This is a genomic window from Pseudoflavonifractor sp. (assembly GCF_050943825.1).
Classification (GTDB): Bacteria; Bacillota; Clostridia; order Oscillospirales; family Oscillospiraceae; genus Pseudoflavonifractor.
Genome location: NZ_JBMNPX010000020.1, coordinates 38,597 through 50,864 on the forward strand (window position 1 = coordinate 38,597; position 12,268 = coordinate 50,864).

Consider the following 12,268-nt stretch of genomic DNA (forward strand, 5'->3'; position numbering starts at 1 on the left):
CTGGTCCGTCAATCAGACCATCTCACCGTCAATGGCGGCCTTCTCGCGGTTGTCATCCACGTAGCGCTCGGGGTGATTCTTCCGCTCCACCCGGTCCAGGAAGGTGACCAGCAGGGGGCAGAGGATGGCGGTGACGATGATGGCGGCGGAAATCTGGACGGTGGCGGCAGCGGCGACCACGGCCAGAGCGGGGTCAGCGGCGGCCACAGCCTCGGGAGTGGCGGCAGCGTTGCCGGCGGTGGTGCCGATGGCGGCGCCGACCTGGGGACGCTTCACGCGGCCGATCTTATACACCAGGTAGCCGACAAGGCCGGTAACCAGGGTGCAGACCACGCCCAGCAGGATGCCGGGGAGACCGGCGCTGACCAGGTTGGTGAAGGTGAGGCCCGCGCCCAGAGGGAAGGCGAAGAAGGGGATCATCATGGTGGCGCCGGGAGCGCAGAAGCTGCGGATGTCCTCGTCAATGTTGCCCAGGATGCAGCCGACCACAATGGGGAGCACGCAGCCAACCAGGGTCATGAAGGGGATGTCGGCCATACCGGTGGCGCCCAGGGCAAGCATGGTGAAGAAGGGACCGTCATTGATGGACAGGATGGACACAGCGCCCACGTCGGTCTCGTCGCCGAACTCACCGGCCAGAGCGGCGTACAGGCCGCCGTTGGAGTTGGAGATGGCGCCCACGATGGCCAGAGGCGCGATGCCCAGGATACCGGCGTCGCCAAAGATCTTGTTGACCAGCACGCCCAGCAGGATGCCCAGACCAACCTTGACGGTGGTCAGGACCACACCCTTGGCCAGGGGGATACCGGCACGCTTGACGTTGATCTGTGCGCCGTTGCAGAACAGGAACACTGCCAAGATGGGCATGGCGCCCGACTTCCACAGGTAGGACGTGAAGGTGCCGCTGCCGCCCAGGGTAATCAGGCCGGGCAGCCAGGTGTTGAAGGCAGCACCCAGGAGCAGGGGGACGATCATCAGACCGCCGGGGACTTTCTTGACCATTTTCAGGATATGCATTACGAAATCCCTCCTATTCAGCTTTGCCCGTCTCTCTCCGGGCCACGTATTATTTTACTAATGCAAATCCCGTGCCAACTTGAAAACCCCTTGATTTTGGGAATTCTATGAACAAACTGCAAATGGACGTTTCTTTTTGCAACGCATTTACGTTTCATTTCGCAACGTATGTTGTAAATTAAAACGACATCTGTCTATTCTTTCAGCCGTCTCCAGAGAGTTGTACGATTTATGCCAAGAATTTCACAAGTCTTTTGGACATTTCCCCCTGTCCGTTGATATACCATCTCAATATATTTCTGTTCCAGGCTCCGCAGGTCAAGCCCATCCCAGTCCGGAGGCAGAACATCAGTGCACACCGGCCCATTTTCTTGCACCGGCGGCTGACTTGCACGGCGCTCCCCATCCCCCTCGGCCAGAATGGCGTCAAAGGAGGAGAGGATGACGCACCGCTCAATCAGTCCCTCCAGCTCCCGGATGTTACCCTCGTACTTCCGGTTGAGCAGGCAGCTCTCCACGTCCGGAGTGGGCTCCAGCAGGGGCTTGCCGTACTTCTCCGAATACTTGCGGATAAAGTACCGGGTCAGGGCCGGGATGTCCTCCCGGCGGCGGTCCAGAGGTGGGATGCGAAGGGTGAGGACGTTGATGCGGTAGTACAGGTCCTTGCGGAACCGCCCCTCCTCCATCTCCCGTTTTAAGTACTTGTTGGAGGCGGTGATGATCTTCACGTCGATGGGGATGACCCGGCCGCCGCCCAGACGCATGACCTGCTTCTCCTGGAGCACCCGGAGCAGACGGCCCTGGAGCTCCATGGGAATCTCGCTGATCTCGTCCAGAAACAGCGTGCCGTTGTGGGCCAGCTCGAAGATGCCGGGCTTGCCCTTTTTCCGCGCACCGGTGAAGGAGCCCTCCTCATAGCCGAAGAACTCACTCTCAATGAGGGAGGGAGCAATGGCCGCGCAGTTTATCGCCACAAAAGGCCCCAGGTGGCGGCGGCTGTAATTGTGGATGCTCTGGCAGAACAGCTCCTTACCCACACCGGAGGCGCCGCAGATGTGGATAGGGGTGTCGTACATGGCAAACTTCTTGGCGGTCTTGATGCACTCGCCAATCTGGTGGCTGGCGTAGACGATGTCATCAAAGGTGTACTTGGCGATAAACCCCTTCTCGTTCATGGAGCGGCGGATTTTTTCCTCCAGGTTCTGCACCTCGGTGACATCCTGGAAGGTGGCCACCGCACCCTTTACCTCCCCATCCACCGTGATGGGCACCCGGTTGGTGACGATGCGGGAGTCCCACAGGTTCTGGATCTCCCCCAGCTGTGCCGTGCCGGTGGCCAGGATTTCGGGCAGCTTGGTGTTGGGCACAATATCGGCGATGGGCCGCCCCTTGGCCCGCTCCCGGGGTACGCCGAACAGCTGCTCCGCCCGGCGGTTATACACCGTAATCTTCTCGTTCTCGTCAATGGCGATGATGGCGTCATGGACAAAGTCGGTGATGGTGGCGATCTGCTGGGCCCGGCGCTTTTCCTCCTTCGTGGCCTTGAGAATCCGCCGGGCCTCCTGGATGGCGGTATGGATGGAGGCCTTCTGGGACTGGATCATAATGCCGTTGCAGTTGAGCTCCCGGATGATGCGGGTGATGTTGGCGTCGCCGATGTAGGTCTTGATGCCCCGGCGCTTGTGGTCCTCAATGACGGCGTAGATGTCGCTCTCCCGCTTCAGCTCCACCAGCACCACCGGGTTGGGCAGCAGGCGGCGCAGCAGGTCGTACCCGTCCACCACGTTGGAGTAGCCCACCACGCCGATGGTCTCGTTGGGGTCGTCCACCTGCTCAAAGCTCTGGAGCACGTCGTAGGCCGACACCTTAATCTCCACCACGGGGACGGGAAAGGCCTCCTTCACCAGCTGGTAGGTTCCGCCCCGGCTGACAATCAGCTCCGCGCCCTCGGCAATGGCCTTCCGGGCCACCTCCACGCCCTCGCTCATGCTGCCCAGCAGCACCTCCACATTGTGGTAGCCCTGCTCCCGGACAATCTCCTCCGCCCGGTCCTTCATCTCCCGGAGGGGGGTCAGCACTACAATCTCCTTCACGGCTCTCTCTCCTTCTGGGAACCCTTATCTTATTTTCAGTATAGCGATTTTCTCCCGGCAATGCAAGAAAGAGCCTGTTTTCCCGTCCGTTTCCCCACCCATGTGCGCCACAGAGACAGTGCCTCCGGCGAGAGGAGAAGAATGGCGGTCAGGTTGGGCAGGGCCATGAGGCCGTTGAAAATGTCCGCCATCTGCCACACGGCGGACATGTCCCCAGCGCCCCCCACCACAATCATCGCCAGGAACACCGCCCGGTAGGCCCACCGCAGCCGGTGGGAGCCGGTCAGGTACTGGAGCCCCCGCTCGCCGTAGTAGCTCCACCCCAGCAGAGAGGTGAAGGCAAAGAGCAGCAGGCACACTGCCACAAAGGCCCCGCCCCACGGGCCGTACACGGTGGAAAAGGCGGCGGCGGACAGCGGCGCGCCCAGCATGGAGTCGGACACCGTGCCGCTCTGGATGGCGGCCAGGGCCTCCGCCGGGTGGTAGACGCCGGTGGTGAGGATGACCAGGGCGGTCATGGTACACACCACCAGGGTGGCCACAAAGACCTCAAAGATGCCCCACATCCCCTGCTCGGCAGGCTCCTTTACGTCGGAGGCAGCGTGGGCCATGGCGGAGGAGCCCATGCCGGCCTCGTTGGTGAACACCCCACGGGCAATGCCGTACCGCATGGCCCTTGCTACACCGTAGCCCAGGCCGCCCCCCACCACTGCAGACGGGGTCAATGCCCCGGTCACAATGGACTCCAGCGCCCCAGGCAGGGCGGAGGCGTTGACAGCCAGCACCACCACGCTGCCGCCGATAAACAGCAGGGCCATGGCGGGCACCAGCTTCTCGCTCACCGCGCCGATGCGGCCGATACCCCCCAGGATGACCAGACCGGTGAGCACCGCCGTCACCACCCCCACCGCCAGCCGGTCCCAGCCGAAGCTGTGGGCCAATGCGGTGGCAATGGAGTTGGCCTGGACCATATTGCCGCCCCCCAGGGAGGCCCCCACGCAGCACAGGGAGAAGAAACAGGCCAGCCCCCGGCTGCCCAGGCCGTGCTCCATATAGCACATGGGTCCCCCCTGCCAGCCCCCCTCCGGGGAGGGCTCCCGGTAGCGGACGGCCAGGGTCTTTTCCAGGCAGCCCGTCATCATGCTCAGGAAGGCGGATACCCACATCCAGAACACCGCTCCCGGCCCGCCGTAGAAGATGGCGGTGGCCACCCCGGCGATGCTGCCCGTGCCGATGGTGGAGGCCAGGGCGGTGGAAAGAGCCTGGAGCTGTGTGATGCCCTTGCCGGTCTTTTTTCCCCTTCCCAGGAACACCGAGCCCAGGGTGGTTTTCATCCACAGGGGCAGGCCGAAGAGCTGGAAAAAGCCCGTCCGCACCGAGCAGTACAATCCCGCCAGCAGGAACAGCCCCAGCAGCCACGGGTTCCAGATAAAATCCCCCAGCCGCTCCAAAAACGCCATGGTACCACCTCCTCTGTCCACAGGTATGCGTCCCCCGGTGGAATTATGAGGACAGCCGCATAGGATGGAGGGAGTTTGGAAAACTGGGAGGGGACGCCTTTGTGTACCATCAGCCTGTGTATGATTGTGAAGAACGAGGAGGCCGTGCTGGGCCGGTGTCTGGAGAGCGCGGCGGATCTGGTGGACGAGATTGTGATTGTGGACACCGGCAGCACCGATGGAACAAAAAAGATTGCCAGGAAGTTTACGGATAAGCTCTTTGACTTCCCGTGGGTGGACGACCTCGCCGCCGCCCGTAACTTCTCCTTTGAACAGGCAAGCGGCGACTACTGCATGTGGCTGGACGCGGATGATGTGATAGCAGAGGACGACCGATCAAAGTTCCGTGCCATGCGGAAACAGCTTCTGCCCCAGGCCGACGTGGTGATGATGCCCTACCACACCGCCTTTGACCCCCAGGGCCAGCCCACCTTCACTTATCACCGGGAGCGGGTGGTGCGCAACGAAGCCCGTTTCCGCTGGGCGGGGGTTGTCCACGAGGCCATCACCCCTGCCGGGGAAATCCGCTGGTCAGACGCGGCGGTGTCCCACAAAAAGGAGGGTTCCGGCGACCCGGACCGCAACCTGTGTATCTATGAGGCCCAGCTGGCCGCAGGCAAGGCCCTGGACCCACGGAATCAGTTCTACTACGCCCGGGAACTGTGGTATCACAGCCGCTTTGAGGAAGCTGCCAAGGTGCTCACCACCTTTCTGGACAGCGGAAAGGGGTGGCTGGAGAATCAAATCGAAGCCTGCCGCCTGCTGTCCCAGTGCATGACCGCCCTGGGCCGGGATGGGGACGCACTCTCTTCCCTGCTCCGTAGCCTGACCCTGGACACCCCAAGGGCTGAGGTGTGCTGCGACATCGGCGGCTGGTTTCTGGCCCGGGAGCAGTGGCGGCAGGCCGCCTTCTGGTACGAGCTGGCCCTTACCCGAAAGCGGGACGACACTTCCGGTGCCTTCGTCTCCCCAGACTGCTACGGATACCTCCCCGCCATAGAGCTGTGCGTCTGCTGGTACCATCTGGGGGATGTAGAGAAGGCCAAGGCCTTCAATGAGCTGGCCGCCTCCTTCCGTCCGGAGGACCCATTTGTCCTCCAGAACCGGACTTTTTTCTCCTCTTTGTCTTTCTCTTGACGTTCCTTGACAAGCTACCTTTAAAGATAGTATACTTTTTCGGTCGAATGTCCATTTTTACTGTTTCACGCTGCTCTTGACGAATTCATACTGAAATAGTATAATTAGCTCAAGCTAACCATTGCGGTATTGCAATCCGCCCGGCAGCCAAATCTGTACAAAGGAGACTTCTATGGAAGAAACGCGCATCGCACCGGAGTGGGACTCCTTCACCCCCGGCGTATGGCAGAAGGAGATCAATGTCCGGGATTTCATCCAGAAGAACTACACCCCCTATGAGGGCGACGAGTCCTTCCTGGCCGGCCCCACGGAGGACACCAAGGCCCTGTGGGCCCAGGTGATGGACCTGTCCCGCCAGGAGCGGGAAAAGGGCGGCGTGCTGGACATGGACACCAGCATTGTCTCCACCATCACCTCCCACGGGCCCGGCTACCTGGACAAGAGCAGAGAGAAAATCGTGGGCTTCCAGACCGACAAGCCCTTCAAGCGGGCCCTCCAGCCCTACGGCGGCATCCGCATGGCGGTGAAGGCCTGCGAGGAGAACGGCTACCATGTGGACCCCCAGATTGTGGAGTTCTTCACCAAGCACCGCAAGACCCACAACGAGGGCGTATTCGACGCCTACACCCCTGAGATGCGCGCCTGCCGCTCCAGCCATATCATCACCGGCCTGCCCGACGCCTACGGCCGCGGCCGCATCATCGGCGACTACCGCCGGGTGGCCCTCTACGGCGTGGACCGACTCATCGAGGACAAGCAGCACCAGAAGGACACCACCCGCATCATCATGTACTCCGGCGTCACCCGGGAGCGTGAGGAGCTCAGCGAGCAGATCAAGGCCCTCAAGGAGCTCAAGGAGCTGGGCAGGATCTACGGCTTTGACATCTCCCGCCCCGCCGCCAACGTGCAGGAGGCCATCCAGTGGCTCTACTTCGGCTACCTGGCCGCCATCAAGGAGCAGAACGGCGCGGCCATGAGCCTGGGCCGCACCTCCACTTTCCTGGACATCTACGCCCAGCGGGACCTGGCCGCCGGCACCTTCACCGAGGAGCAGATCCAGGAGTTTGTGGACCACTTCATCATGAAGCTGCGGCTGGTCAAGTTCGCCCGCACCCCCGAGTACAACGCCCTCTTCTCCGGCGACCCCACCTGGGTCACCGAGTCCATCGGCGGCATGGGCATTGACGGCCGGAGCATGGTCACCAAGATGTCCTACCGCTACCTCCACACCCTGGAGAACCTGGGCACCGCCCCCGAGCCCAACCTGACGGTGCTCTGGTCCACCCGGCTGCCCATGAATTTCAAGCGCTTCTGCGCCAAGACCTCCATCCTCTCCTCCTCCATCCAGTACGAGAATGACGACCTGATGCGGGTCACCCACGGCGACGACTACGCCATCGCCTGCTGCGTGTCCAGCATGCGGGTGGGCAAGGAGATGCAGTTCTTCGGCGCCCGGGCCAACCTGGCCAAGTGCCTGCTGTACGCCATCAACGGCGGCGTGGACGAGATCTCCAAGAAGCAGGTGGGTCCCCGTTACCGCCCCATCACCAGCGAGTACCTGGACTACGACGAGGTTGTGGAGCGCTTCCAGGACATGATGAAGTGGCTGGCCAGCGTGTACGTCAACACCCTGAACATCATCCACTATATGCACGACAAGTACTGCTACGAGCGCATCCAGATGGCCCTCCACGACCGGAACGTGAAGCGGTGGTTTGCCACCGGCATCGCCGGTCTGTCCGTGGTGGCCGACTCCCTGTCCGCCATCAAGTACGCCAAGGTGCGCACCATCCGGGATGAGAACGGCATCGTGGTGGATTACGAGGTGGAGGGCGACTTCCCCAAGTACGGCAACGACGACGACCGTGTGGACTCCATCGCCTACCACGTGGTCCAGGGCTTCATGGACTACGTCCGGGGCAATCACACCTACCGGGGCGGCATCCCCACCACCTCCATCCTGACCATCACCTCCAATGTGGTCTACGGCAAGAACACCGGCTCCACCCCCGACGGCCGGAAGGCCGGCGAGGCCTTCGCCCCCGGCGCCAACCCCATGCACCGCCGGGACTCCCACGGCGCCGTGGCCTCCCTCAGCTCGGTGTCCAAGCTGCCCTTCAAGGACGCGCAGGACGGCATCTCCAACACCTTCTCCATCATCCCCGGCGCCCTGGGCAAGGACGACCAGATCCTCTTCGACGACGCCATCACCTTTGAGATGGACCCGGACTGCGCCTGCTGCGAGCCCAACCTGAGCGACGAAGAGGAGTAATCCCGTTTTCCACACCTCACCCTCGAAAGGAGCAAAATTCCATGCACGTCACCGATTCCCAGATTGACAACCTGGTTGCCCTGCTGGACGGCTACGCCGAGAAGGGCGGCCACCATCTCAACGTCAACGTGTTCACCAAGGAGACTCTGCTGGACGCCCAGGCCCACCCGGAGAAGTACCCCCAGCTCACCGTCCGGGTGTCCGGCTACGCGGTCAACTTCCACAAGCTGACCAAGGAGCAGCAGGACGAGGTCATCGCCCGCACCTTCCATGAGGGCATGTAACACGGGGCGCATCCACTCGGTGGAGAGCTTCGGCACGGTGGACGGTCCCGGCATCCGCTTTGTGGTGTTCTTCCAGGGCTGCCCCATGCGCTGCCTCTACTGCCACAACCCGGACACCTGGGGCACCGAGGGCGGCACTGAGATGACGGTGGACGAGCTGCTGGCCGCCTACCAGCGGAACAAGGGCTTTTACCGCCAGGGGGGCATCACCGCCACCGGCGGGGAACCCCTGCTCCAGCTGCCCTTCCTCACCGAGCTGTTCTCAGCCGCCAAGGCGCAGGGCATCCACACCTGCCTGGACACCTCGGGTATCGTGTACCGGCCCGACCGGCAGGAGGAGTTTGACGCTCTCTTTGCCGTCACCGACCTGGTGCTGCTGGACGTGAAGCACGCAATCCCGGAGGGCCACCGGCACCTCACCGGACAGGACCAGTCCCCGGTGCTCGCCTTTGCCCGCGCACTGGATCGGGCCAAGGTGCCCATGATTGTGCGCCATGTGGTGGTGCCCGGCCTCACCGACTCCCCCCAGGAGCTGACCACCCTGGGCAGGCTCATCGCCCCCTTCCGGAACCTGAAGGGACTGGAGGTGCTGCCCTACCACACCATGGGCGCTGCCAAGTATGAGGCGCTGGGCATTCCCTATCCCCTCTCCGGCGTACCCGCCATGGAGAAGGAGCAGGCCAGGGCCGCCCGGAACCTGATTCTGGACGGGCTCCGGCAGGCCAGGGGCGGAGCGCAGCACTGAATATCAGACACGCAAAAGGACCGGCTTCCCGTGGGATGGGAAGCCGGTCCTGGTGATTTATGTCGGTCTGTTCGCTGGGGGCCATGGTTTTATTCCTGGAAAAGGCGCTTAATCTTTCCCCAGAGGGTGTTGGGCGGGTAGCCCTTGGAGCGGCGGAACTCCTCCTCCGCCCTACTTGCCTGCCGCATGGCCTTTCGCTCAGCCGCGCCGAAGGGCGGAAGGCTGCACTCTTTTTCAATCAAATCAACGTTCATCCTGACTCTGCAAGACACATCAGCAAACATAGAAATACCTCCTAGTTTACACACGAACAGGCTTTCTCTCGCGGACAATGATGCAGGCATCCTCAGAATGTTCTTTGCAAGAATATGTCATTTTTCTTCTTTTCTCCGTCTGAATTATAACACATCAAGACATTTAACGTCAACACCTCCAGCCCTGCCTTCTTTCTTTTTCTTAATTTGTGCGTCTGACGCGCACACAAGATCACCCACGCAAAACACCCGGCCTCCCAAGTGGGAAGCTGGGTGTTTTGTATGCTGTGCTCAGTCTCTGGACAGCTTGCCGGAGAAGCAGGCCGCGATCATGGCCACGATGGACACCAGATAGCTGACCAGGCCCACGATGGAGATGTTCAGGGCGGTCTCCTCGGCGGCGGGGTAGTTGACGGGGATGAAGTACACGTCGGCCACCAGGCTCACCCGGCCCAGGGCAAAGAGGGCAAAGCTGACGATGAGGAGCACGGTGGTGGCCAGGACAGCCAGGTCCAGCACCCCGCCGCCCAGCTTATCGCCGGCGGCGGCCAGGACCACCGCCAGCACAATGGCGATGACCGTGCACACGATGGGGGCGGGGTTGGTGGCGCTGCCGGCCAGATAGCCGGTGAAGGAGGTGACCAGATAGACCACCAGGCCGATGACGGCGGTCACCAGGGCCACCCAGACGGACAGACCGGATTTTGCGAGCTTCGTAGTTGCCATAATTCTTTCCTCCTGTTCAGCGCGCCTGCGCCTTTTTCTTCCGCTTGCTGAAGACAAAGCCGATGAGGCACACCACGGTGGCCACGGCAAAGACCACAATCAGCGTGATATAGAGCACACGCCACCAGGTCATCACGTTCTCGGTGTGGGTGGTGGAGTTGACGCCGTTCATGGCAGCGCTGTTGGCCATGGCGTAGAGGATGTAGTGGGTGTTCTGGCGGATGGCAGCGAGCATGTCGTGGTCGCCGCTGAGAGCCTCAGGATTCCAGTAGGTCACGTTCTCGCTGACGCCAAAGCCGCAGAAGGCGGTGGTGCCGTAGAGGATGGACTCTTTGGGGGCGGCCTTCAGGTCCACACCGGTGAAGTCGGTGACGTTGTAACCATTGAAGTCCCACTCGTTCCGCATGATCTGGACCATCACGCCGTAGTTGGCGCTGGGGGCCACGGCGCCGATGCGGTTGTAGGAGGACATGACGCCCAGGGCGCCGGTGGTGTAGGTGTCGGCCTTGGTCTCGTCATTGACGAAGGAGGCAGGCTTGCCGTTGGCCTCAAAGGCCTGCTGCAGGTTGCGCAGCTCCAGCTCACGGGCTTTCTGCTCGGTCATGAACACGGCGATGCCGGAGCGGTTGATCTCCTGGTCGTTGAAGCCGGCGTGCTTGATGTTCACCAGGCAGCCCTTGGACTGGGCGCCCTGGACCACAGCAGAGCCGATGTAGCCGGAGAGGATGGGGTCCTCGGAGTAGTACTCAGCGCCGCGGGAGTTGTAGGCGTGGCGGTGTATGTTCATGCCGGGGCCGATCATGATGGGCAGGTTGAGCACCAGGGTGCTCTCGCCCAGGATGATCTCACCGTTCTCATAGGCCAGCTCCTTGTTCCAGCTGTAAGCCAGGTTCTGAGGGGTGGGAGCCACGCGGGTACCGTAGTCATAGTCAGCAGCGTCCTCGTAGGGCACGCCCTGGTAGGAGCCCTCGGTCAGGTAGTGGGAGTCGGAGCCGCCGGGGCCGTCGTCAGCGGCATACTGGAGCAGGCCCACGGAGGGGATGGCGGCGATGTTGTGGAAGGCGTTGGAGGCAAAGTCCAGGAACTCCTGGACGGTGACCTTGTTGAGCAGCTCGTCCCAGCGCTCGTCGTCAAAGTCGGCGCCCTTCATGTCGTTGATGGTCAGGGTGCTGGTGGTGTCGCCGAACACCAGGTCGGAGGTGTCCTCATCGGTGGCCAGCTCAATGAAGTCGTTGCCCAGCAGATGGGAGAGCTCCTCGTTGGCGGTCAGGCCGCTGATGGTCTTGGGGAAGGTGCCGTCCCAGTCGCTGCGGGTCAGGTAGGTGACGGTGCCGGGCAGGAAGTAGTTGATGTCCATGGCAGAGTCGCCCTCGCTCAGGGCGTTGGTGATCTCCACACCCGCCTTGCTGACGGAGAAGGTCTCGGCGTCCACGCCGCCGGTCCAGGTCCACTTCCAGGTCTTGGCGGCGTTGCCGTCGGCAGTCATGCCGTCGGCGGTGGTGTAGCCCTGGGCGGCCAGGATGTTGTTCAGGGCGTCGTGGGCGTCATCGCCGATGGCGAAGTAGTAGTCGCCGTCCTCCACGATGAAGGTCTTGGCGTTCTCGGAGTCATAGCTGGCCAGGTTGGCCATGTCCACGTTCATGGTGATGGTCTGGCTCTCGCCGGGCTCCAGAGTGTTGGTCTTCTCGAAGTCCATCAGCTGCACGGCGGACTTCTCAATGTGGTACTGCTTGTCGTAGTCGGTGTAGGGGGCCTGGGCGTAGAGCTGGATGACCGACTTGCCGGCCACGTCGCCAGTGTTGGTGACGGTGACGGTCACGGTGGCAGTCTTCTTGTCGCCCTTAATCTCCACGCTGTCCAGGGTCTGCTCAAAGGTGGTGTAGCTCAGGCCGTAGCCGAAGGGATAGACCACCTCGTTGCTGTAATCCCAGATGCCGTCGGCGGTGGCCACGGTGCCGTCGGCATTGGCGTAGGTACCGGCAGAGGCCTCGGCGCCGCCGTTGCCCATGACGATATCGGCATAGCGGGTCTCATAGTAGCGGTAGCCGGTGTAGATGCCCTCGGCCTCCACCAGATAGGAGTTGACGTTGGCCTCGGAGGGGAAGTCGGCGGCGTTGGCCCAGGGGATGTTGCCGTAGTTCATCATGGCAGGGGCCAGGGCGCTGTTCTTGGCGAACACGTCGCCCAGGTGGGCGGAGGGAGAGACGGTGCCGTTGAGCACGTCAGCCACGCCGTAGAAGC

The 12,268-nt window shown here is 62.2% G+C and carries 10 protein-coding genes; 4 read left to right on the plus strand and 6 right to left on the minus strand.

Annotation, left to right across the window (positions count from 1 at the left end; translation table 11 throughout):
* Nucleotides 1-12: 12 nt before the first annotated feature.
* The 3 genes from ACOX7T_RS12955 to ACOX7T_RS12965 form a co-directional block, all read right to left on the minus strand.
* Complete coding sequence (locus ACOX7T_RS12955; protein ID WP_433443441.1) at nucleotides 13-1,017, minus strand: 2-keto-3-deoxygluconate permease; 1,005 nt, start codon at nucleotides 1,015-1,017, stop codon at nucleotides 13-15.
* Nucleotides 1,018-1,211: 194 nt separating this feature from the next.
* Entirely contained in the window at nucleotides 1,212-3,110 is a 1,899-nt protein-coding gene (locus ACOX7T_RS12960; protein ID WP_433443443.1) for a sigma 54-interacting transcriptional regulator, read from the minus strand.
* Nucleotides 3,111-3,145: 35 nt separating this feature from the next.
* Entirely contained in the window at nucleotides 3,146-4,570 is a 1,425-nt protein-coding gene (locus ACOX7T_RS12965) for an alanine/glycine:cation symporter family protein (RefSeq protein ID WP_433443445.1), read from the minus strand.
* A 99-nt stretch (nucleotides 4,571-4,669) separates the two neighbouring features.
* On the opposite strand from ACOX7T_RS12965, the gene ACOX7T_RS12970 reads away from it, so the two are divergent.
* The 4 genes from ACOX7T_RS12970 (at nucleotide 4,670) to pflA (ending at nucleotide 9,047) form a co-directional block, all read left to right on the plus strand.
* On the plus strand, nucleotides 4,670-5,746 hold the full coding sequence (locus ACOX7T_RS12970) for a glycosyltransferase family 2 protein (RefSeq protein ID WP_433443463.1): 1,077 nt from the start codon (nucleotides 4,670-4,672) through the stop codon (nucleotides 5,744-5,746).
* Nucleotides 5,747-5,918: 172 nt separating this feature from the next.
* Nucleotides 5,919-8,018, plus strand: a complete 2,100-nt coding sequence (gene pflB / locus ACOX7T_RS12975) for a formate C-acetyltransferase (protein ID WP_433443448.1) — start codon at nucleotides 5,919-5,921, stop codon at nucleotides 8,016-8,018.
* Nucleotides 8,019-8,059: 41 nt separating this feature from the next.
* The gene (gene grcA3 / locus ACOX7T_RS12980) at nucleotides 8,060-8,302 is read left to right on the plus strand and encodes an autonomous glycyl radical cofactor GrcA3 (protein ID WP_006574759.1); all 243 of its coding nucleotides are present in this window, start codon (nucleotides 8,060-8,062) and stop codon (nucleotides 8,300-8,302) included.
* On the plus strand, nucleotides 8,289-9,047 hold the full coding sequence (pflA, locus tag ACOX7T_RS12985; RefSeq protein WP_433443451.1) for a pyruvate formate-lyase-activating protein: 759 nt from the start codon (nucleotides 8,289-8,291) through the stop codon (nucleotides 9,045-9,047). The genes grcA3 and pflA overlap by 14 nt, the downstream gene beginning before the upstream one ends.
* 89 nt (nucleotides 9,048-9,136) lie before the next feature.
* Here pflA and ACOX7T_RS12990 read toward each other — a convergent pair whose 3' ends face one another.
* The 3 genes from ACOX7T_RS12990 to ACOX7T_RS13000 form a co-directional block, all read right to left on the minus strand.
* The gene (locus tag ACOX7T_RS12990) at nucleotides 9,137-9,289 is read right to left on the minus strand and encodes a hypothetical protein (protein WP_433443454.1); all 153 of its coding nucleotides are present in this window, start codon (nucleotides 9,287-9,289) and stop codon (nucleotides 9,137-9,139) included.
* Between the two features lie 303 nt (nucleotides 9,290-9,592).
* Nucleotides 9,593-10,027 carry a sodium:proton antiporter gene (locus ACOX7T_RS12995; RefSeq protein WP_433443457.1) on the minus strand — a complete coding sequence of 145 codons (435 nt, stop codon included), beginning with the start codon at nucleotides 10,025-10,027 and terminating at the stop codon, nucleotides 9,593-9,595.
* Between the two features lie 16 nt (nucleotides 10,028-10,043).
* Nucleotides 10,044-12,268: fibronectin type III-like domain-contianing protein (locus ACOX7T_RS13000; protein ID WP_433443459.1), on the minus strand; the 2,225-nt coding region annotated here is incomplete at its 5' end.